The sequence below is a fragment of the Pseudomonas frederiksbergensis genome (assembly GCF_003732705.1).
Lineage (GTDB): Bacteria > Pseudomonadota > Gammaproteobacteria > Pseudomonadales > Pseudomonadaceae > Aquipseudomonas > Aquipseudomonas frederiksbergensis_F.
On the sequence record NZ_MOBR01000020.1, the window covers coordinates 185,278 to 206,632 of the forward strand.

At 58.6% G+C, this 21,355-nt stretch carries 23 protein-coding genes; 10 read left to right on the forward strand and 13 right to left on the reverse strand.

Going from position 1 to position 21,355, the window contains the following annotated elements:
• Positions 1-201: 201 nt before the first annotated feature.
• The 4 genes from BK667_RS22155 to BK667_RS22170 all read right to left on the reverse strand — a co-directional run bounded on the left by BK667_RS22155 (position 202) and on the right by BK667_RS22170 (position 3,889).
• A complete protein-coding gene (locus tag BK667_RS22155) occupies positions 202-996 on the reverse strand; it encodes an SDR family NAD(P)-dependent oxidoreductase (RefSeq protein ID WP_123598903.1) in 795 nt (264 codons plus the stop codon).
• A gap of 79 nt (positions 997-1,075) precedes the next feature.
• Positions 1,076-1,711 (reverse strand): HNH endonuclease family protein, encoded by a 636-nt coding sequence (locus tag BK667_RS22160; RefSeq protein ID WP_123598904.1) that lies wholly within the window; start codon positions 1,709-1,711, stop codon positions 1,076-1,078.
• Positions 1,704-3,071 (reverse strand): AAA family ATPase, encoded by a 1,368-nt coding sequence (locus BK667_RS22165; protein ID WP_123598905.1) that lies wholly within the window; start codon positions 3,069-3,071, stop codon positions 1,704-1,706. Before BK667_RS22165 ends, BK667_RS22160 begins: the two co-directional genes overlap by 8 nt.
• A gap of 146 nt (positions 3,072-3,217) precedes the next feature.
• Positions 3,218-3,889 carry a DUF2931 family protein gene (locus tag BK667_RS22170; protein WP_123598906.1) on the reverse strand — a complete coding sequence of 224 codons (672 nt, stop codon included), beginning with the start codon at positions 3,887-3,889 and terminating at the stop codon, positions 3,218-3,220.
• Between the two features lie 531 nt (positions 3,890-4,420).
• Between BK667_RS22170 and BK667_RS22180 the strand changes: the two genes are divergently transcribed.
• The 3 genes from BK667_RS22180 to BK667_RS22190 all read left to right on the forward strand — a co-directional run bounded on the left by BK667_RS22180 (position 4,421) and on the right by BK667_RS22190 (position 6,383).
• Positions 4,421-4,783: a DUF6124 family protein gene (locus tag BK667_RS22180; RefSeq protein WP_123598919.1), complete on the forward strand. Its 363-nt coding sequence runs from the start codon at positions 4,421-4,423 to the stop codon at positions 4,781-4,783.
• A gap of 16 nt (positions 4,784-4,799) precedes the next feature.
• Entirely contained in the window at positions 4,800-5,075 is a 276-nt protein-coding gene (locus BK667_RS22185; protein ID WP_123598908.1) for a hypothetical protein, read from the forward strand.
• A 192-nt stretch (positions 5,076-5,267) separates the two neighbouring features.
• On the forward strand, positions 5,268-6,383 hold the full coding sequence (locus BK667_RS22190) for an MFS transporter (RefSeq protein WP_185058263.1): 1,116 nt from the start codon (positions 5,268-5,270) through the stop codon (positions 6,381-6,383).
• 124 nt (positions 6,384-6,507) lie between these two features.
• Here BK667_RS22190 and ampC read toward each other — a convergent pair whose 3' ends face one another.
• Positions 6,508-7,677 carry a class C beta-lactamase gene (ampC, locus tag BK667_RS22195; RefSeq protein WP_123598910.1) on the reverse strand — a complete coding sequence of 390 codons (1,170 nt, stop codon included), beginning with the start codon at positions 7,675-7,677 and terminating at the stop codon, positions 6,508-6,510.
• Positions 7,678-7,823: 146 nt separating this feature from the next.
• Here ampC and BK667_RS22200 point away from each other — a divergent pair, with 146 nt between their 5' ends.
• Positions 7,824-8,699, forward strand: coding sequence for a LysR family transcriptional regulator (locus BK667_RS22200; RefSeq protein ID WP_123513657.1), 876 nt, complete (start codon positions 7,824-7,826; stop codon positions 8,697-8,699).
• A 100-nt stretch (positions 8,700-8,799) separates the two neighbouring features.
• On the opposite strand, the gene gudD is transcribed toward BK667_RS22200, so the two are convergent.
• A complete protein-coding gene (gudD, locus tag BK667_RS22205; RefSeq protein ID WP_123598911.1) occupies positions 8,800-10,143 on the reverse strand; it encodes a glucarate dehydratase in 1,344 nt (447 codons plus the stop codon).
• 24 nt (positions 10,144-10,167) lie between these two features.
• Entirely contained in the window at positions 10,168-11,514 is a 1,347-nt protein-coding gene (locus tag BK667_RS22210) for an MFS transporter (protein ID WP_123513653.1), read from the reverse strand.
• A 281-nt stretch (positions 11,515-11,795) separates the two neighbouring features.
• Here BK667_RS22210 and BK667_RS22215 point away from each other — a divergent pair, with 281 nt between their 5' ends.
• Both BK667_RS22215 and BK667_RS22220 read left to right on the forward strand, forming a co-directional pair.
• The gene (locus BK667_RS22215; RefSeq protein WP_123513651.1) at positions 11,796-12,509 is read left to right on the forward strand and encodes a FadR/GntR family transcriptional regulator; all 714 of its coding nucleotides are present in this window, start codon (positions 11,796-11,798) and stop codon (positions 12,507-12,509) included.
• Between the two features lie 92 nt (positions 12,510-12,601).
• Positions 12,602-12,832, forward strand: coding sequence for a hypothetical protein (locus BK667_RS22220; RefSeq protein WP_123598912.1), 231 nt, complete (start codon positions 12,602-12,604; stop codon positions 12,830-12,832).
• A gap of 152 nt (positions 12,833-12,984) precedes the next feature.
• Here BK667_RS22220 and BK667_RS22225 read toward each other — a convergent pair whose 3' ends face one another.
• Positions 12,985-13,884: a DMT family transporter gene (locus BK667_RS22225; RefSeq protein ID WP_123598913.1), complete on the reverse strand. Its 900-nt coding sequence runs from the start codon at positions 13,882-13,884 to the stop codon at positions 12,985-12,987.
• Positions 13,885-13,980: 96 nt separating this feature from the next.
• Here BK667_RS22225 and BK667_RS22230 point away from each other — a divergent pair, with 96 nt between their 5' ends.
• Entirely contained in the window at positions 13,981-14,844 is an 864-nt protein-coding gene (locus tag BK667_RS22230; protein WP_123513645.1) for a LysR family transcriptional regulator, read from the forward strand.
• A 124-nt stretch (positions 14,845-14,968) separates the two neighbouring features.
• Here BK667_RS22230 and trhP read toward each other — a convergent pair whose 3' ends face one another.
• A complete protein-coding gene (trhP, locus tag BK667_RS22235; protein ID WP_123598914.1) occupies positions 14,969-16,288 on the reverse strand; it encodes a prephenate-dependent tRNA uridine(34) hydroxylase TrhP in 1,320 nt (439 codons plus the stop codon).
• A gap of 167 nt (positions 16,289-16,455) precedes the next feature.
• On the opposite strand from trhP, the gene BK667_RS22240 reads away from it, so the two are divergent.
• Positions 16,456-17,517, forward strand: a complete 1,062-nt coding sequence (locus BK667_RS22240) for an AI-2E family transporter (protein WP_123598915.1) — start codon at positions 16,456-16,458, stop codon at positions 17,515-17,517.
• Here BK667_RS22240 and BK667_RS22245 read toward each other — a convergent pair.
• The 3 genes from BK667_RS22245 to BK667_RS22255 form a co-directional block, all read right to left on the reverse strand.
• Positions 17,514-17,696, reverse strand: coding sequence for a hypothetical protein (locus BK667_RS22245; RefSeq protein ID WP_123513747.1), 183 nt, complete (start codon positions 17,694-17,696; stop codon positions 17,514-17,516). The genes BK667_RS22240 and BK667_RS22245 overlap by 4 nt on opposite strands.
• Positions 17,697-17,800: 104 nt before the next feature.
• Positions 17,801-17,995, reverse strand: a complete 195-nt coding sequence (locus tag BK667_RS22250; protein WP_123409983.1) for a hypothetical protein — start codon at positions 17,993-17,995, stop codon at positions 17,801-17,803.
• A 236-nt stretch (positions 17,996-18,231) separates the two neighbouring features.
• Entirely contained in the window at positions 18,232-18,591 is a 360-nt protein-coding gene (locus BK667_RS22255; protein ID WP_123513639.1) for a hypothetical protein, read from the reverse strand.
• Positions 18,592-18,836: 245 nt separating this feature from the next.
• Between BK667_RS22255 and BK667_RS22260 the strand changes: the two genes are divergently transcribed.
• The gene (locus BK667_RS22260; protein ID WP_123598916.1) at positions 18,837-19,655 is read left to right on the forward strand and encodes a shikimate 5-dehydrogenase; all 819 of its coding nucleotides are present in this window, start codon (positions 18,837-18,839) and stop codon (positions 19,653-19,655) included.
• Positions 19,656-19,841: 186 nt separating this feature from the next.
• Here BK667_RS22260 and BK667_RS22265 read toward each other — a convergent pair whose 3' ends face one another.
• Entirely contained in the window at positions 19,842-20,489 is a 648-nt protein-coding gene (locus tag BK667_RS22265) for a YceH family protein (protein ID WP_123513635.1), read from the reverse strand.
• Between the two features lie 141 nt (positions 20,490-20,630).
• Here BK667_RS22265 and BK667_RS22270 point away from each other — a divergent pair, with 141 nt between their 5' ends.
• The gene (locus BK667_RS22270) at positions 20,631-21,140 is read left to right on the forward strand and encodes a DUF1993 domain-containing protein (protein WP_123598917.1); all 510 of its coding nucleotides are present in this window, start codon (positions 20,631-20,633) and stop codon (positions 21,138-21,140) included.
• Positions 21,141-21,355: the final 215 nt, after the last annotated feature.

Genomic DNA, 21,355 nt, shown 5'->3' on the forward strand with positions numbered 1-21,355 from the left:
ATTAATGTTGACTGACACACCGCCTTCGCGAGCAAGCCCGCTCCCAAACCGATCTCCAATGGACGCAGTATTCGCGACCCACCCAAATCCCCAGTAGGAGCGAGGCTTGCCCGCGAAGAGGCCGGCACATTCAGAATTGATGTTGACTGACACACCGCCTTCGCGAGCAAGCCCGCTCCCACAGTTGTTGTGTCGGTCCGGTCAGGCGATGCTGTCCACCACCCCACCATCGACCCGAAGTGCAGCGCCGGTGGTCGCCGACGCCTGCGGCGACACCACATACACCACCAGATTCGCCACTTCCTCCATGCTCGCCGCCCGCTGGATAATCGAAGTCGGGCGATTGGCCATGACAAAGTCAGCCGCCACCTTCTCGATAGGCTCGCCAGACTTCTGCTGTTCATCCTTGAGCATGTCTTGCAGCCCCTCAGACAACGTCGGCCCCGGCAACACCGCATTCACCGTCACCCCGGTGCCAGCCATGCGCTTGGCCAGACCGCGAGAGATCGACAGGTTGGACGTCTTGGTAAAACCGTAATGAATCATGTCCGCCGGGATATTCAGCGCTGACTCGGAAGAGATAAACACCACCCGACCCCAACCGTTCTTGGCCATGCCTTCAAGATAGGCACGGGACAGGCGCACGCCGGACATCACGTTCACCTCGAAAAACTTCTCCCAGACATCGTCATCGGTTTCGAAGAAATCCTGCGGGCCATAGATCCCGACGTTATTCACCAAAATATCCACCCGGGGCAGGGCCGCGACCATCGCTTTACAACCCTCAGCGGTGCCGGCATCGGCGGCGATACCGCGTACATTGGCGGAAGGCAGCAGGTGCTTGAGCTGGGTGACAGCGGCGTCCACGGCGTCCTGCTTACGGCCATTGATCACCACCTCGGCGCCGGACAGGGCCAGGCCTTTGGCGATGGCGAAACCGATGCCTTGGGTGGAGCCGGTGATGAGGGCGGATTTGCCAGATAGATCGATGTTCATGGGGATCTCTCTTGAAAGGGGAGGTAAGAGGGATGACTGCGCGGCTCTTAGCCTAGTTCAAGATGAAGTGTCGGCAATTTTAAGGTTGAATCAGAAAATGGCGGATTACATTGACCAATACAGGTGAGAAGGGCTGTAGGCATTGCCCGTCAGCAGGCGTTTTTAGATCTTCCAGCAGCAAGCGCAAGAAATCCTTGTCTTCGAACTGCAACTCATCGGGGAACACGCCCTCGCGGTACATCAACGCATCGACCAATGCTTTGCGCTTCCCGACAAGGCCTTTGTTGCTCTCTTCGGTATGACCCAGATTCAACACTTCGATAGAAGCCTGGGCTCGTTGGGTATGCCCTGTAACGAGGCCCGACAAGTAGAACTTCAGCTCGGTTTCGCATTCAGCCATCAACGGCGTCAGTGGCAGTGGTCGTGTGCCTCGACCATGACCGCATTGATGAGTGAGCTGGCAACTGGCGACGATATTAGAAAAGTCCAAAGTACGATTTGGCGCACGATCCTGGGCTTCAATATGTTCGTTATGGGCATCGTCAATAGAGATCAACTGACAGCAATAGGCACACAAACCGTACTGTTCCGAGAGGCACGATGAGCGAATGGATCGGCTCTCCTCTGGCGGTAGGTCCCGATAACGTAACGTCTTGTCCGAGCGCTTAAATCGAGTCAACGATTGCGGTTCAATTCCTTTGCTGATCTTACGCACGACGTAACTCCAGCTTGCGGATCAACAACGCGGCCTTCGCCAGTTCCAGGTGACCTTCTGGCAACTCTAGTGATAACTCAGCGAACAATGCTTTGGCTTCGTCGAGCTGGCCGTCCTGCAGATGTTTAACTAACTGATTCAAGCGTTTTTGAACTTCGCTGTTGCGCACATCCGTGTCCATGACTTCCAGCAGCACCTGATTGGCATCCAGCCCATAAAGACCGTTGTGCTCGCGTAGCTCCCCGTCATTGAGCTCGTAACACAGCACATCCTTCGCGTCGCTGATGACCAGCGGAGAGTGGGTGGTCAGCACAAACTGGCAGTTCGGAAATGTTTCGCTCAATTGCCGAATCAGACTGCGCTGCCATTTGGGATGCAGGTGCAAATCTACTTCGTCGATCAGGACGATACCGTCGCCCTCGAGAGGGTTATCCAATGATTGATTCATCATCGCCAAGCGGCGGGCGATATCACCGACCAGCGCCATCATCGACTTTTCGCCCTGCGAGAGCTGGGACACGTTGAGTGTTACGCCGTCCTTGTCGATGGCCATGTGCAGGCGTGGTTTGCGTTGGACTCGCAGGTTGCTGAAACCGGGCATGAATGCGGCGATGGCGGAGCGGACGGCTGTTAGCTGTCGGTCGCGGGAAGAAGCCTTCAATGTGGAAAGGGTTTTCCAGATGTCGCTGTTCTTGCCGAACTTTTCGGAAATCTCCGCCAGCGCCGAGTCGGACACACCGGTTTCGTTTTCGCTGTCTTCGCGCTCGCGGAACCATTCGAAGAAGCGGCGGAAGTCAACGCCACGGTTTAACGCGTTGTCGTAGCCGTCGAGTTGGTCGAAGGTGTGCTTGGTACGGATTTTTAGCGGGATTTCCAGGACTGAGCGTTCGACTGGGTAGTAGGCGATCAGGGGGAGAGAGGCTTTGTCATCTGCAGTTAGTTGGCTGCGGTAGTGATCTGCCAATCGGCTGGCACCCATTAACGAACTATGGACCGTGGTCTTTCGCCCTTGCCTTGCGCGGGCAATTCCCCATTTGAAAAGTGAATCTTCTGGATCAATCTCGGGAAGGCTTGAACGTGCATGTGACTTATCGATTACGGCAATTAAAATTAACGCGACTGGCGCACCGTTTCGAATGTCATCTTCAGTAAGGTGACTGCCAGTGCCTTTTTCAGCACGCAATCTGGCGACTAACCAGCTCAGAGAGGTGGCTAATGACTTCAATAGGGTAGTCTTCCCGGCGCCGTTATTCCCCACCAACACTGTCACGTTTGAGGAGTGTTTGGCGGTAGGGGCCAATTGAATGTCCAAATCGGTAAACCGACCGACATCCGTAAGGCTGAAACTGTAGATTTCCATTACAACACCCTTTTGGGGTCAGTCGGTTTGAAGACAATGGCGCGCATTATGTCATTCCCTGCCAAGGATTGATCGGATGAGATTGAGGGCTCTTGCTGGCTCTCGACAACCCGCAACTGCCTGTTTCAACGTCAACAAGGCTTCTCTCACCAACTACCGTAAGGAACCCCATATTTCTCAACATACCGCTTTGACTTCTCCGACTGCGGATAATAATGCCCGTCTGCCTGCCCAAGATGTGGCCCAAGCGGCTCAATTTCACCTTTAGACCGTGCGACGTTAATCGGGCGACGGCATTCATCTCTTACCCATATCTGGACAATCCCGCCCGGCGCCAACCCCACGTACATTGATGCTGTAAAAGAAGCCGTTTGCTCGGGCGTTTCTGCGCAGCGATGTTCGGTGGAGGAACGCATGAGTTGTCGCGCTTCGTCCGGGATATCGATCCACGCCCGGTAGGTTTGCGGCTCAACCACTGACTGCCAGCGTACGAAGATACGTTTTGGCAAATCGGCACCGACTACCGGTTTGCCACTCCCCCCTACAGCACTCCAGCCTTTAGCCGCTTCGGTTGCCATTCCTGGGTCGCCGCTACCCACAGCACCGCCTCCGGTTCTATTGAATATCTTTCCCTGAGTATCAACGACAGTGCTGTACTCAACTTCACCTTGCATGTAACTGGGTGCAATAAAGCCAAGCTCCCACCATTGGCCTTTCGGGTCGTTTTTTCCAGGGAGCGAATCTGCGGCCTGACATCCAGTGATCAGCAGAGTGGTGAGTAGTGTTGTGAGTATTGTTCTTAGGCGGGTTGGGTGCATAGCCGCTCATCCTTGATTGCTTCCTTGGTCATCCGTGGGTTACTCGACCTAAAACTGGGAAAGGGTGACCTTATCAACTATGGCTGAGAACGACAGTACGAACGTTCCGTAAATGGTGTCATCGCTCGGAGCGTTGAGGTTCTGGTGACTTGATTCAACGCTTGCAGGGGAGTTCAGAGCCCGAGTGAAAACAGTTGAGCAATTGCCTTCGAGTGCGTCGGACATTTCCTTCAAAACGTAGAGCACTCCATGAACTGGTGCGGCGAGGAGCATGCCGATAACCTATTCCTGCCGCTGAAAAATCAGCGGTCAGATGTGGAAGTCTGCCGTGGGTTAATGGCGCACAAGCGTCCGTATGCACATGTTCGCGATTTTTTATGCCAACATTGTTGTTTATGGTAACTGTGCGCGGGGCACTCTTGAGTGCGCCGGGTTTCCATTAGCCCCCGGTCTTCCACACCTGCGCACAGCTGCCACCCTTACGTGGAAGTGGGATGAGTAGCTCCAAAAATGGCTAATGGAATTCAAATGATGAAGAAAGTAACACCGAATCCACCTGAAACAGATCTCGACCCCATCGAACTCTCCAAATCCACCGAACGCACCATCAGCGCCCGTTTACGCAACCCAAACAACCCCGACCCCATCAGCCACTTCTTCAACATTTTCCCCAACGTTGATACCCCATCCCTGCTAAGCCACTCCTGCGAAACCCTCGCACAGTTGAATTTCTTGACCACGGAACTGGCCTGCAAACTCGAAGGCTCAAACCGCAGTCTGGCGCTATCGATCCAGCAGTTGGCGGTCATCGGTGAGTTGTTGGTCAAGCGGGCGTTGGACAATGTCGATCCGCCGGAAGAAACCCCCGACTCTCAGCCAACCACTCAACACTGAACAAGGAGGTTCAACCATGGCTCGATACATGCCAATCACCGGCATTGACTGCACCATTCCTGCCTTGCTCATTGATACCGAAGCGCCGGTTGATGTGCTGCACGACACGGCGGCGTATCGCCTTCGTTGCGTGACGCAACTGGTGGAAACACTTTCCCTGGGCGAGGGCTCCAGTCGTGATGCGTTGCTGTTGCAGGATTTCGCGCGGGTGTTGGCGATTCCGTTGCGTGACAGTTGTGATTTGATGGATGTAGTGGGGCGGCGATTGCAGGCGCAGGTTTCGGCGTCGTAATAAAAATGGGCGACCTGTTGAGGTCGCCCATTTTGTTTGCTTGCGCATAACCCTGTGGGGATAGAGCTTGCTTGTGGCGAGGGAGCTTGCTCCCTCGTCACAGGACGGCGCGTTTCTGACTAAAGCGATTGTCAGCGTCGTCACTTCACGCCAGTCTGATGGCCGCTGATGATTACCAAGGCCTTTGCTCCCATGTCAGAAAAAACCGCCGACAGACACTCCACCCGAGCCGCCGCTGTACTGGCCCTGTGTTTACCTGGCGACGTGTTGTTGTACCTGCTCTTGCCGATGCAGCCGCAGGCATTCGGCATCAGTCTGGCCGAGGCGGGGATTTTGTTGGCGGCCAATCGGTTGGTGCGGATTTTCGGCTATCGCTACGTGATGGAGTTTTATACCCGGCAGGGTGATCGCCCGGCGTTGCTGCTGGCCACCGGGACGGCGGCGTTGTGTGCATTGGGCTACGCGACGTTGTCGGGGTTTTGGTGGTTGTTGGTGTTGCGCCTCGGCTGGGGCTTGTCCTATGCGGCGCTGAATTTGTCCACGCAAGTGATGGCGACCGCCGAGCCCTTGGGCGCTGCGCGTCGCACTGGCCGTTCGCGGGCGGTGATTGCGGCGGGGCCGATGTTGGCGTTGCCGTTGGGGGCGTTGCTGAGTGTGGCGTACGGGCCGCGCATGATTTTTTTCCTGATGTTCGCGACGTCATTGATCGCGATGTGGCTGGCGCGGGGCTTGCCATCGGCGCCGCATCCGATGTCGGCCTCTACCCGTCGTTTCAAGCGCCCGGACAGTGTGGCGATATGGTCGTTTATCGAAGGGCTGACCCTCGACGGGCTGTTCATCATTGGCCTTTCGCTGCTGGCGCAACACCTGTTGGAAGGCAACGCGGTGGTGGTCGCCGGAACGTTGTTGGCGTTGCGCTACGTTTCGGAGCTGTTGCTCAGTCCCTTGGGCGGCATCGCGGCGCAGCGTTGGGGGGCGACGCGGATGTTGATTGTGTTCTCGCTGATGACATCGATGGCGCTGATCGGATTTGGCTTCCACTGGCTGATCGTCGGCGGGGCGTTGGTGCTGGTGCTGCGGGCGTTGCAACTGCCGTTGGTGGTGACGGTGATTGCGCAACGTCATCCCGATAGCGGGCGTGTCCGGGCGTTGGCGGGGAATGCAGTTTGGCGCGATATCGGGGCGGGTGTGGGGCCGCTGTTAGCCGGGTTTCTGTTGCCGGTGGCGCCGTCGGAGTGGGTGTATACGGGGGCGGCGCTGTGTTTGGCGTTGAGTGCGTTGGCGTGTCTGGAGCGGAAAAAGGCGTAGGCCAACACCTGACCCATGTGGGAGCGGGCTTGCTCGCGAATAGGTCGGCACATCTAGCATCAGTGTGACTGAAAAACCGCTTTCGCGAGCAGGCTCGCTCCCACAGGGGGGGTGGAGGGCCGGGTTATTCGGCCAGTGCACTCAGGATCTGGTGCGCCGCTTTGACCCGCTCCGGGATCGGGTAGTTTTTGTTGGCCAGGATCACGATGCCGATGTTCTTGGCGGGCACGAATGCAACATAAGTCCCGAAGCCGCCGGTAGAGCCGGTTTTGTTGATCAGCACACTCTCTGGCTCAGGTTGCGGCGGGTTCAGCCATTGGACTTTGTGGGCTTGCATGGCCATTGGCGTCGAGTTGCCGCCCAGCAGTTTTTCGAGGCTGATCGGGTAGCTGTAGCGTTCCCAGCCGAGGCCTTGAGTCATGTCGCCAACCGTGTAGTAACCGGTATGAGTCGTCGCGATCGCTTGCTGCAAAGGCTTTTCCAGTGATGCCGGTTTCAGGTTCGCCTGCACAAACCGAATCATGTCCGCCGCACTGGTTTTCACGCCGTAGGCCTCTGAAGCCAACGCCCCCGGATCGACTCGTACAGGCTTGTCGTTCTTGTCGTAGCCCTGGGCGTAAATGCTCATCTGATCCTGCGGCACCCGGAGGAAGGTGTGTTTCAGCCCGAGTTTGGGCAGCAAGGTTTTCTCCATGGCCTCATCAAACGGCATGCCCAGGTTATGGGCGGCCAGATAACCGAACAACCCGATGCTGGGGTTCGAATATTGGCGATGGGTGCCGGCCGGGTAGACCGGTTTCCATTGCTTGAAGTAGCCGAGCATCTTGTCCGCATGATCCGCTTCATCGGGGAACTGCAACGGCAAACCACCCGCCGTGTAAGTGCCGAGTTGCAACACGCTGATGTTGTCGAAGGCACTGCCATGCAAGGCTGGCAGGACGCTGCTGGCCTTGTCGCTCAACGGTAGTTTGCCGATCGCGTTGGCATAGCCGCCAAGGGTGGCGGTGAAGGTTTTGCTCACCGAACCGATCTCGAACAGGGTGTTTTCCGTCACCGCCTGGGCGCTTTCCTTGGAGGCGACGCCGTAGTTAAAGTAATGCGGCTTGCCGTCGACGGTGATTGCGACGGCCATGCCGGCTACACCTTGGGATTGCAGGACGGGGCGAATGGCGGCGTCGACTACGCTTTGAATCTGCTGGTCGGTCTGCCCCTGTGCCAGGCACGTTCCTGCGCTGAGCATTGCCACGCAAGCCCCTACAACAGTCAGTCTGGTCATGTTGGTTTTGTCCGTCATTGTGTCTATTCCATGCGAATTGATGCGGCTAAACGGTAGACTGCTCGCCACCGGTCGGTGGGCGGCGAGGCAAATCTAGGCAGTCTGGCGCTGTTCGACAACCGATGATATTTCGCACGAGCCATTAGAAAATTTTGGGAGTAGGCATGATCCGGCCTCAATTACCGTTGAATGCACTGCGCGCCTTTGAAGCGTCGGCGCGGCATCTGAGCTTCACCCGGGCGGCGGTGGAGTTGTGCGTCACGCAGGCGGCGGTGAGTCATCAGGTCAAAAGTCTTGAGGCTCAGCTTAACGTAACCCTGTTCAAACGCTTGCCCCGTGGCTTGATGCTGACCAGCGAGGGCGAAACCCTGTTGCCGGTGCTGCGCGAGTCGTTCGACCGAATCGCCGAAACCCTGGAGCGACTGGAGGGCGGGCATTATCGGGAAGTGCTGGCGGTGGGCGCCGTGGGAACGTTTGCGGTGGGTTGGCTGTTGCCGCGACTGGCGGACTTCCAGGCGAAACATCCGTTCATAGATTTGCGCCTGTCGACCAACAATAATCGGGTGGACGTCGCGGCTGAGGGGCTGGATTACGCGATCCGCTTTGGCGCGGGGGCATGGCACGGGATTGAAGCCGTGAGGTTGATCGAGGCGCCGCTGTCGGTGTTGTGCGTGCCCGACATTGCCCGGCAACTGCACGAGCCGACCGATGTGCTGGGGCAAACCCTGCTGCGCTCCTACCGCTCGGATGAATGGCCGGACTGGTTTCAGGCGTCAGGCCTGTCGACCCACGTCGCACCGCCCCAAAGCATCGTCTTCGACTCGTCGCTGGCGATGATGGAAGCGGCATTGCAAGGCGCCGGCGTGGCGTTGGCGCCGCCGCTGATGTTTGCGCGGCAACTGGCGGCGGGTGCGATTGAGCAACCGTTCGCCATCCACATCACCACGGGCAGTTACTGGTTGACGCGGTTGCAGTCGCGAACGGAAACGGCGGCCATGGCGGCGTTCAAGACGTGGTTATGTCAAGCAACACACCTGTAGGAGCAAAGCTTGCTCGCGATGACGGCGGCACATCCAACATCAATGTGCCTGCTAGGCCGCTATCGCGAGCAAGCTTTGCTCCTACAGAGTCCGGTGGGTGTTAGCGCACCAAGCACGGCCGCTTGTTATCGAACTTCCAGCCCGGAATCAGAAACTGCATCGCCACGCTGTCATCCCGCGCGCCCAGCCCCATGCCTTTGTACAACTCATGGGCCTTGGCCAGTTGATCCATGTCCAGCTCAACCCCCAGCCCCGGTTTCTTCGGAACCTGCACGCAACCACCGACGATTTGCAGCGGAGCCTTGGTCAAACGCTGGCCGTCCTGCCAGATCCAATGCGTATCGATGGCGGTGATTTCACCCGGTGCCGCCGCTGCGACGTGGGTGAACATGGCCAGGGAAATGTCGAAATGGTTGTTGGAGTGCGAGCCCCAGGTCAGGCCCCATTCATTGCACATCTGCGCCACGCGAACCGAACCCTGCATGGTCCAGAAGTGTGGGTCGGCCAGGGGAATGTCCACCGATTGCAACTGGATCGCGTGGCCCATTTCCCGCCAGTCGGTGGCGATCATGTTGGTCGCGGTTTTCAGCCCGGTGGCGCGGCGGAATTCAGCCATGACTTCACGGCCCGAGTAACCGTTTTCCGCACCGCACGGGTCTTCGGCGTAGGCCAGCACGCGATGCTGGTCGCGGCACAGGCGAATGGCTTCTTTCAAAGACCACGCGCCATTCGGGTCGAGGGTGATGCGCGCATCGGGGAAGCGTTCGGCCAAGGCGGTGACGGCTTCGATTTCTGCGTCGCCGCTGAGCACGCCGCCCTTGAGCTTGAAGTCCTTGAAACCGTAGCGCGCGTGGGCGGCTTCAGCGAGGCGCACCACGGCGTCGGCGGTCATGGCTTTTTCGTGACGGACACGGAACCAGTCGTTGTCGGCGTCCGGTTCGCTGCGGTAGGCCAGATTGGTTTCGTTCTGATCACCGACATAAAACAGATAGCCGAGCATTTTTACTTCATCACGCTGCTGGCCTTCGCCAAGGAGCGCGGCCACCGGCACGTCCAGATGCTGGCCGAGCAAGTCGAGGAGGGCGGCTTCCAGGCCAGTGACCGCGTGAATGGTGATGCGCAGGTCGAAGGTCTGCAAACCCCGACCACCGGCATCGCGATCTGCAAAGGTCTGGCGCACTTGATTGAGGATCTTCTGGTAGGTGCCAATCGGGCTGCCGACCACCAGCGAGCGCGCATCCTCCAGGGTCTGGCGAATGCGCTCGCCCCCCGGCACTTCGCCGACGCCGGTGTGCCCGGCGTTGTCGGTGAGGATCACGATATTGCGCGTGAAAAACGGCCCGTGGGCGCCGCTCAGGTTGAGCAGCATGCCGTCGTGGCCCGCCACCGGAACCACTTGCATGCTGGTGATGATCGGCGCTTTTGCAGTGTCTTGTGCGTTCATTGTCGTGTCCTTCAAAACAGAAATTCAGGCGTGGCTGGAAGCAGGTTTGCCGACCGCAGCGGCGGGCGCGGTTTTCGGTGTGTTGCGGGCGGCGAAGACGATGATCGCGGCGATGATCGAGGTCGCGGCCAAGCCATAGAGCCCGCCCTGGATCGAACCGGTGTGTTCTTCCAGAAGGCCGAAAGTCGTCGGCGCCACGAAGCCGCCAAGGTTGCCCACCGAGTTGATCAGCGCGATCACGCCGGCGGCGATTCGCGCATCGAGGTACGCCTGGGGAATCGGCCAGAACAATGACGACGCCGATTTGAAACCCAGTGCCGCAAAGCAGATCGCGACGAAGGCGAAGATCGGTCCGCCGGTGGTGGACATGAACATCCCGGCCGCCGCGATCAGCAACGCAGCCGCAACCCAGGCTTGCTGGTGTTTCCATTTGGCCGAGAACGCGGCGAAGGCGTACATGCCGACAATCGACAGTAACCACGGGATCGAGTTGAACAACCCGACTTGAATGTCACTGAGGTCGCCCATCTTCTTGATGATGCTCGGCAGCCAGAAGGTCGCGGCGTAAATGGTCAACTGAATGAAGAAGTAGATCAGGCAGAACAGGATGATCTGGCGATCCTTGAGCAGTTTGCCCAACGACGGTTTGATCGGCGTCGCGGCTTCGCGGGCCAGTTGTTCGTCATCGATGGCTTTGACCAGCGCGTCTTGCTCGTCACGGCTCAGCCACTTGGCGTCGTGGGGTTTGGAATCGAGCCAGAACCAGACGAACACGCACAGGCCCACCGAGAACATGCCTTCAATGAAGTACATCCACTGCCAGCCGTGCAGGCCGAAACCGTTGAGTTGCAGCAGCAGACCGGACAGCGGCCCGGAAATCAGCGACGCAACCGCCGAGCCGCTAAGGAAGATTGCAATCGCCTTGCCGCGCTCGACCCCGGGCAGCCAACGGGTGAAGTAGTAGATCACCCCGGGAAAGAACCCGGCTTCCGCCACGCCCAGCAGAAAACGCAGGATGTAGAAGTGGGTTTCGTTCTGGATAAACGCCATGCCGGCGGCCACCAGGCCCCAGGTCAGCATGATGCGGGTCAGCCAGATTCGGGCGCCGACTTTTTGCAGCAGCATGTTGGAGGGGACTTCGAACAGGGCGTAACCGATGAAGAACAGGCCGGCACCGAGGCCGTAGGCGGCAGCGCCGATGCCCAGGTCCTGCTCCATGTGGGCGCGGACGAAGCCGATATTCACGCGGTCAATGTAGTTGACGATGAACATGATCACGAACAGCGGCAGGACATGGCGTTTGACTTTCGAGATGGCGGATTTGAGGACCGAATCGGCGCCATCGTCCATCCCGGATATGGATGTATTCACTTGCGTTTCTCCCACTGATTATTTTTATGCGGGGTGTGTCTGGGTGTTGCGATGTTGATAGATATCATACAACTAGGTTTTTTCGTTTCGCAAGCGGCGTAGTCCAACAAAATCGAGTGATTGTGGTCGATTGTTATGCTTTTGCTGATTTTTATGGGTGTGGATAGGAGACATTAGACGATGATTATTGAATGTTGTCATACAAGTTGATCGCGGTTTTCTTGAGTTTCCTGGCGAGCCCGGTGCTACGATCCCGATTGCCCTGTTTTCGGAAAGCCGCCATGCAAGAAGACCTCGACGCACCCGCCCGCAAGCGCAGCCACAATCTGGCTCATGACCTGGTGGCCAAACTGACCCAGAGCATCCTGCTCGGCCAGATGCTGCCGGGGGACAAGCTGCCGTCGGAAAATACGATTGTTCAGGAACACGGGGTCAGCCGCACGGTGGTGCGCGAGGCGATCTCGAAGTTGCAGGCCTCGGGGCTGGTGGAAACCCGTCACGGCATCGGCACGTTTGTCATCGAGCGCGCGGCGGAACAGGGGCTGCGGCTGAACGTCGACACCGCGCTGGGGGTGCGCAGTATTCTGGAGTTGCGCATGGGCCTGGAGACCCAGGCTGCCGCATTGGCGGCGGTGCGCCGTACCGATCAGCAACTGGCGCAGATGCGCGACGCACTGGATGACTATCAACGCCTGCTGGCCAACAACGACAGCTGCGTGGAAGCCGACAAGCGCTTCCACCTGTTGATCGCCGAAGCCACCGGCAATGTGTGCTTCACCGAAATCATGCAGCACTTGGGCAGTGCAATGATCCCCCGGACCCGCGTCAACGCCGCCGAGCGGGGCGCGACGGATTTGAGCAAGCTCGGGCAACTGGCCAATCAGGAACACGAGGCGATTCTCAACGCCATCAAGCGCCAGGACCCGGACGCGGCGCGCGCGGCAATGTGGTTGCACCTGACCAATAGCCGCGACCGGTTTCTGGCCCAGGGCTGACAACCGTTGGTCTACTCGATAGCACGCCCCTCACGCGCCCGCTTCCAACCTGTACGGCCCAGATCAACTGGACCTCATCAGTGAGGTGCATCATGGCTAATGATTCAATGTTCCAGGGCGGAACACCCAACACCGATCCCACCAGACCCATGCCCGGCACAGACGAGCCAACGCTGGACCAGGATGCACAGCCCGGCACGGACCCTTCCCGGGATCCGGCCTTGGGCGACGCGGATCGACTTGAAGACTGGAAGGACCCGACCGCCGATGAAGACGTCCCGGCGGCAGATGAAGAAACGCCGCTGTCCGATGACCTGCGCTAAACAGAACCCGGCCATTGCGCCGGGTTTTTTATATGGGCAGTTTCACCGCGTTATCGTTCATCGCGAGCAAGCTCGCTCCCACACTGACCACAATCCCCTGTGGGAGCGAGCTTGCTCGCGATGACGCCAGACACCTCAACACCTATCAACGATCAAACCCCTGCCGGCCTAGTCACCACCGGCCTGCGCTCCAGATTCAACGCCAGCACACTGACCAACACCACCATCGCCCCAACGATCACCATCAACGCCGGCCGCTCGCCCAGCGCCACTGAAGCAATCACCATCGCCGTCGGCGGCACCAGGTACAACGTCATCGCCGCACGGCTCAAATCCACATGGGCCAGCACAAACGCCCAGGCCAGGTAGGCCAAAGCACTCGGTAAAACCCCCAGTCCGATCACCGCCATCTGCACTTCAACCGGTGCCCGCACCACCTGATCGACTAACCCCGGCACATACACCAGCAACAGTGCCGTCCCGGACCAGACCGTGTAGCAGGTCAGGGTCAAACCGTCATACCGCCCGGTGTGATGCTTTTGCAGGGCGAAGTAAAAACTCCACGACACCGCCGCCAGCAAAATCAATAAACCGTGCGCATCGATGCTTCCCAGCCCCTTATCGCCGGCCACCACAATCACCACGCCGATCAACCCCAGAAACACACAGCCCCAACGCCAGACGCTGACGCGATCCTTGAACACAAAACGCGCCAACAACGTGCTGAACAACGGCGTCGATTGCGCCAGCACACTGGACGCCCCGGCGCTGACGCCTTGCTGGCCGAAATTCAGCAGAACGTGGTGCAGGCTCACGGCAAAGAAACCGAGGGCGATCAAGAATGGAAAGTCGCGCAGTTTGGGCAGGCTGATGCCTTTGAACATCGCGATCACCGCCATAAACACTGACGCCACCAGAAACCGCAACAGCGCCAGATGGCCAGGGTCGTAGGCCTGCAAGCCGATATGGATGCCGGTCGGCGAATAACCCCAGCACGCCACGACAAACGCCATGGCCAGGAAGATTTTCAGGGGAGGGGGCAGTGGCAGCATGGTCAGGCACCTGTGAGTTGATGCACTCAGTATCAGAAGCCCGACCATTCGCCACAACTGACTTATACTGCGCCAACTCTTCACTTTTGGTGATGTATGGAATTGGCCCAGATTCGTATGTTCAAGACCGTTGCCGACGTCGGCAGCATCGCCCGGGCGGCCGAGTTGTTGCACTGCGTGCCGTCGAATATCACCGCACGGATCAAGGCGCTGGAGGCCGAGTTGGGGGTGGCGTTGTTCCTGCGCGAGGGCCGTGGGCTGCGGATCAGCCCGTCGGGGCAAACCTTTCTGGCCTACGCCTCGAAAATCCTCGCGTTGACCGCTGAAGCCAAGCGCGCCCTGGACCCGTGCGCCGAGCCCTCCGGGCCGCTGCGTATCGGCGCCATCGAATCCTCGGCCACCGGACGCTTGCCGCGGTTGTTGGCCAAGTTCCACAAGCGTTATCCCGGCGTGGCCCTGGAACTGACCACCGGTTCCTGGAGCCAATTGCTCGATGACACGGCCAATCATCGCCTCGATGGCGCGATCGTTGCGGTGGATGTCGAGCGCTCGCAACTCAAACGCACGCCGATGTATCGCGAAGAGCTGCTGCTGATTGCATCGACGTCCCTGGGGCCAGTGCGTGATATCGCGGATTTGCAGGACAAAACCGTGTTCATGTGGCCCCAGGGCTGTCCTTATCGGGCGGCGTTGGAGCATTGGTTGTTGCGTCAGGGGCAGGCGCTGCCGATTGTCAGCCTGGCCAGTTACGGGGCGATTGTCGGTTGCGTCAGTGCCGGGGCCGGGGTGGCGCTGGTGCCAAAAGGGGTGTTCGATCAGTTCGCCAAAGGCGCGGGGTGCGCGGGGTATGAATTCCCGGAGCTGACGGCGGTGGAGAATTTGTTTTACTGGCATGAAAACGCCGGAGTGCACCCGGCGCGTGAGGCGTTTGTGGGGATGTTGCGCGAAGAGTTCGCCTAAACCTCACCCCAGTAGGAGCAAAGCTTGCTCGCGATGGCGGTGGGTCAGTCGACATCACTTCGACTGATTCACCGCCATCGCGAGCAAGCTTTGCTCCTACAGAGTTTGTGGGGTTCGAAAGATCTCAGCGTTCGCTGATATCACGCATCAACAACCCAAACCGCAAATCCACCGCATCCGGAATCGGCAGGTACACCGTGTGCCCATCCCCCGGTGCCACTTCTATCGGCTCGCCCCTGACGTTTTGCAACTCATGCAAATCAAACTGAAAGTTGCCCTTGGGCGTCATCAGTTCCATGTGATCGCCCAGGCCAAAGCGATTTTTTACCTTCACTTCGGCCAGTCGATCATGCCGTTCGCCGGTCAGTTCGCCGACAAACTGCTGGCGCTCCGACACCGAGCTGCCGTTCTGGTAGTTCTGATATTCATCGTGCACATGCCGCCGCAGAAAACCTTCGGTGTAGCCACGCTGGGCAAGGGATTCCAGGTCGGTCATCAGGCTGCGATCGAATCCGCGCCCGGCCACCGCATCGTCGATGGCCCGGCGATACACCTGGGTGGTGCGGGCGCAATAGAAGTGGGATTTGGTCCGGCCTTCGATCTTCAGTGAGTGCACGCCCATTTGCGTCAGGCGTTCGACGTGCTGCACGGCGCGCAGGTCCTTGGCGTTCATGATGTAGGTGCCGTGTTCATCCTCGAACGCCGGCATCAACTCGTCCGGGCGATTGGCTTCCTGCAACAGGAACACCTGATCGGTCGGGGCGCCGATGCCGAGAGTCGGTTGATACTGTTGAACGATCTCGCCGAGCTGATTTTCCGTGGCTTCCTGTGCCGAGTACTTCCAGCGGCAAGCGTTGGTGCAACTGCCCTGATTGGCATCGCGCTTGTTCATGTAGCCCGATAGCAGGCAGCGCCCGGAGTAGGCCATGCACAGCGCGCCGTGGACGAAGACTTCCAGCTCCATGGCGGGTACTTGCTGGCGGATTTCGGCGATTTCTTCCAGGGACAGTTCCCGGGACAGGATGATCCGGCTCAGGCCCTGTTGCTGCCAGAACTCGACACTCGCCCAATTCACTGTGTTGGCCTGGACCGACAGGTGAATCGGCATCTGCGGGTAGTGGCGGCGCACCAGCATGATCAGGCCGGGGTCGGACATGATCAGTGCGTCCGGCGCCATGGCGATCACGGGCTCCAGGTCTTTGAGGAAGGTTTTGAGCTTGGCGTTGTGCGGCGCGATGTTCACCACCACGTAGAAACGCTTGCCCTGGTCCTGCGCCTCGCGAATGCCGAGGGCCAGGTTGGCGTGGTCGAATTCGTTGTTGCGCACCCGCAGGCTGTAGCGCGGTTGCCCGGCGTAGACCGCGTCGGCACCGTAGGCGAAGGCATAACGCATGTTTTTCAGGGTGCCGGCGGGGGCGAGCAGTTCGGGAGCGATGAGGGGCATGGGGGTTTCGACCACAAAAGCCGGCAGGGTAAACGGCTTGCCCCAAGGGTTTGTTGATCTGGATCTATGCTTGATGAACAAACGGATGGCACTCGCGCGAACCGTGGCGGACTAAGCATCAGGAGACGAGTTTCGCGCTCCTTTTTGCGCACTGACATGGATCGGACATGAAAGAAACCACGCTACAAAACAGATCGCTGCTTGTATTACTGCTGGCGGTCACCCTCGCTTTTATCGGGATCCTGCTGCCGTTTTACGGCGCGGTGTTCTGGGCCGTCATCCTCGGCATCGTTTTTGCGCCGTTGCAACGACGGCTGCAAATGAAGTTCGGCTGGCAGCGCAACCTGACATCGCTGTGCACCTTGAGCATCTGTCTGGTGATTGCGATTTTGCCGGTGATCATCATCAGCGTCCTGCTGGTTCAGGAAGGGGCCTCGCTGTACAGCCGCATCGAAAGTGGTGAACTGGATATCGCGGCGTATGTGTCGCAGTTCAAGCACGGCTTGCCGCCGTATTTCCAGCATTTGCTCGATCGGTTCGGTGTCGGCGAGTTGAAAGGCTTGCAGGACAAAGTCGTCAAGGGCGCGATGCAGGGCAGTCAGTTCGTGGCAGCGCAGGTCGTTACGTTTGGCCAGGGCACTTTCGAGTTCATCGTCAGCTTTTTCATCATGCTGTACCTGTTGTTTTTCTTTCTGCGGGACGGTGCCGAACTGGCGCGCAAAGTGCGCACCGCCGTACCGTTGCAGGAACACCAGAAACGCCGCTTGCAGCTCAAGTTCAACCGCGTGGTACGGGCCACTGTCAAAGGCAACCTGCTGGTGGCGATCACGCAAGGTGCGTTGGGGGGGGTGATTTTCTGGTTTCTGGATATTCCGAGCGCGTTGCTCTGGGCGGTGTTGATGGCATTTCTGTCGCTGTTGCCAGCGGTGGGGGCGGGGATTGTCTGGGCGCCGGTGGCGGTGTACTTCCTGCTCAGCGGGTCGATCTGGCAGGGCGTGGTGCTGGGGCTGTTCGGGGTATTTGTGATTGGCCTGGTGGACAATGTGTTGCGCCCGATCCTGGTGGGCAAGGATACAAAAATGCCCGACTACATGATCCTGATCTCAACCTTGGGCGGCATGGCCGTCTTCGGTCTCAATGGCTTTGTAATCGGGCCGTTGATCGCCGCGCTGTTTTTGTCGAGCTGGGCGATCTTCGTCGAAACCAAGCCGCGGGTTCAGCTGCCTTAGGCGCTGAGCAGCCCGGTGCCGATACGTTGCGACAGAGCCTGTGCAGCGGGAAGCGAAGTGAGCGGGCCGCTGATCGGTTCGCCGTCGCGCATCAGGTACCAACAGGCGAGCAATCCTAGCTCTCTGAGCGATGCGGGAACGGCGCTACCGATAACGGACATGATCTGAACCTGGGACATCATAAGTACCTCCATCAATCTATGGAGCTACCTTACGGACCGCGCGGATCAACGGACAATCAACATTCTCGATAGTGGTCATTGATGCCAACGAGGGGTGGCGATCAATCCACGACCAGATCGAGCATGTGCACCACTTCCTGCTCGTTAAGCAGGCCTTTGCGCACCAGGTTTTCGGCCAGCAGCGAAAGAAACTTGGCGCTGCGATGGCCTTCCAGGTGTTTGAGTTCGGTCAGAGCGTTGTACACCTTGCTGGAAGTGCACAAGCCGACATTGCGATGCGGGTTTTGCGTGGGCATGAGGTCGTCCTTGTTTTTATCAACCTGTTGTTTACGGACAGATCCAAGCTTGCGGACCTGACATGACATAAATATGACCGTTTTCCCCAAAATGGGGGAAGAGCGGTCCAGTCAATCTTGCCTACTTTAGCCGCCAACACTGTCCCGACAGCGACCTTGACGCGATTTATTCAGACCTCGCCCGACTGGCGGGCATAAAAAAGGCCCCGCTGTTAAGGCGGGGCCTGATGAATCAGTTACCAGCGTGGGCCACCATAGTAACCATGGGGATGGCCGTAGTAACCGCGTGGTGGACCGTAATAAACCGGTGCAGGGCGGTAGTAGACCGGTTGTTGCACGTACACCGGGGCCGGTTGGTAGTAGACCGGTGGTGGCGGTTGTTGCACATAAACCGGTTGTGGCTGAACGTAAACCGGCGCCTGTTCTACATAAACCGGCCGATTGGCGTTAATGAGGGCCGAGCCGACGATGGCCGAGCCAACGATCGCACCAAACACCGCTGGACCTTGCCAACCGCCACCGCCATGGGCTTCTGCCTGCCCTGCGACAGCCAGTACACCAATCAACAAGGCTACTGTGGGGATTTTACGGATCATGATAATTCCTCGGTTCTTCGACCCGGCGCTTGAATCTGCAATAGACCCAAGGATTGTCGCGGGGATACTTCTAAGACAGCGGTTTTTTGAAAAACTGCACAGCCGTTAGGTAAATTTTGTGTAAGGTCTGTACCGGCTTCCTTACGGTGCTGCAAAGCCGCGTGCGGACAGGCCTTATGATCGAACAGAACAGGATGGAATGGCTAATCCCGTCTATCTGAAAGTGCAATCGAAGGAGATATTTCATGCAGATGAACCCCAACAAAGACACCCAGCTGTGCATGTCCCTGTCAGGACGCCCCGGGAACTTTGGCCTGCGATTTCACAATCATCTGTACGAACAACTGGGCTTGAATTTTTACTACAAGGCGTTCAGCAGCAAGGACTTGACCGGCGCTGTCGGCGGTATTCGCGCCCTGGGGATTCGCGGTTGTGGCGTGTCGATGCCGTTCAAGGAAGCCTGCATTGCGCTGGTCGATGAACTGGACGCGTCCGCCGCCGCCATTCAGTCGATCAACACCATCGTTAATACCGACGGCCATCTCAAGGCCTACAACACCGATTACATCGCCATCGCCCAGTTGCTGGAAACCCATCAAGTGCCCAAGGACTCGACCTTTGCCCTGCGCGGCAGCGGCGGCATGGCCAAGGCCGTGGCCAGTGCCTTGCGCGATGGCGGTTACGAAAACGGCCTGATCGTGGCCCGGAACGAACGCGCCGGGCGGGCACTGGCCGACGCCCTGGGTTATGAATGGCAAGCAGAATTGGGGGGGCAGCGCCCGCAAATGCTGATCAACGTCACGCCCATCGGCATGACCGGCGGTCCGGAGGCTGATCAACTGGCGTTTGACGCTGAAGCCATCGTTGCGGCCGATACGGTGTTCGATGTGGTAGCGATCCCCTCGGAAACGCCGCTGATCGTGCGGGGCAGGGCTGAAGGCAAGCGAGTGATCACCGGGCTGGAAGTGATTGCGATCCAGGCGTTGGAGCAGTTCGTGCTGTATACCGGCGTGCGTCCGACGGATGAGCAGTTCCAGGCAGCGGTGGCGTTTGCCCGGAGCTGATTCTTCCAATAAATAGGGTGGCTTTGCTGGCCTCTTCGCGGGCAAGCCTCGCTCCTACAAGGACTGTGCAAAACCTGTTGGAGCGAGGCTTGCCCGCGAAGACGGAGTGTCAGTCGACATCAATATTGACTGATACACCGCATTCGCGAGCAAGCCTCGCTCCAACATGGGGCCTGCGTTGCAGGGTTATTCGAGGCGTGCCAGGCGTTCTTCCAGCGCCGCAATCCGCGCCTCCAGCTCTTCGATCCGCTCCACCGACACGCCGCCACCCGCGCCACGTTCCGTCGGGTTCTGCCGCGCTGCCAGAATAACTTCGATATCCGCCGGATCGCCCAGTGCATGCATATAGCGGTCTTCCCGCTGCCCGGTCTGACGCGGAATCAACAGCGCCAATCCCCGAGCGATCAGGCGCTCCAGCTGATGCACCACCTGTTCGGCGTCTTCGAATTCATGCATGCGACCGCTGCGGGTCAGCAGTTCATTGACCGTTTGCGGGCCGCGCAGAAACAACAGCCCGGTCAGGATCACCTGGGCCGGCACCAGCTCCAGTGCCTTGTCCACTTTGTGTTCCCAGCGGTCGGCGCGGCTACCCATCACCAATTTGGTGAAGCCGCGACCTTCGAGGGCGCGCAGGCTTTGGCCGACCTGGCCCTGGGTCAGGTTCATCACCGGTTCGCGGCTGGTTTTCTGGTTGCAGGCAATCACCAGCGCATTAAGGGTCAGCGGATAGGTTTCCGGGCTGGTGGCCTGTTTCTCGATCAAGGAACCCAGAATACGGATTTCCGTGCTGTTGAGGCGCGGTTCGTCGAAGGTCGTCTCTTGCTCAGTGCTCATTCGCGCTTTTCCCTTTGCTGTCGAAGCGTGCAGTCGAAGCCGCCTAGCCTAATCCTTGCGAAACAAAAGGCAAGCCGCCCGGTCATCAAGCATGGCTATAATCGCTCCACGTTTTCACACCCGCCACAACACGAGACTGCCATGACCATTTCTTTGTACGCCGCTTCCGTCCCGGTTTTCCAACAAATGCTCAACGCCCTGAGCGATGTGCTGAACAAGGCTGAAGCGCACGCCACCGCGAAAAACATCGACCCGAACGCATTCCTGCAAGCCCGTCTGTACCCGGACATGTTCCCGCTGGTGCGCCAGGTGCAAATCGCCGTTGATTTCGCCAAGGGCGTTTCTTCGCGTCTGGCCGAGATTGAAGTGCCGAAGTACGACGACACCGAAACCACCTTCGCCGAGTTGCAAGCGCTGATCACCAAGGTTCTGGCCTACATCGGCGAGATCAAGCCTGAGCAGATCGACGGCAAGGAAGGCATCGAAATCATCACCCGCCCAGGCACTCCGAAAGAGAAGCGCTTCAGCGGCCAGGCCTACTTGCTGAGCTATGGCTTGCCGCAGTTCTTCTTCCACGTCACCACCGCCTACGCTTTGCTGCGTCACAACGGTGTGGAAGTGGGCAAGCGCGATTACATGGGCGCGTTCTAAACCGTCCGGCAACAAAAAAGCCCGCCAAGGTTTGCGCCTTGGCGGGCTTTTTCGTTTGATTTTCTGTAGGAGCAAGGCTTGCCCGCGATGGCGTCCTTGAAATCGCCATCGCGGGCAAGCCTTGCTCCTACAGGGGCGGGGCGTTACGCCAGACGCTGGGCTTTTTCGTCTTCACCCAGGCAAGCCGCCGCTGTGAACAACACATCGGTTGACGA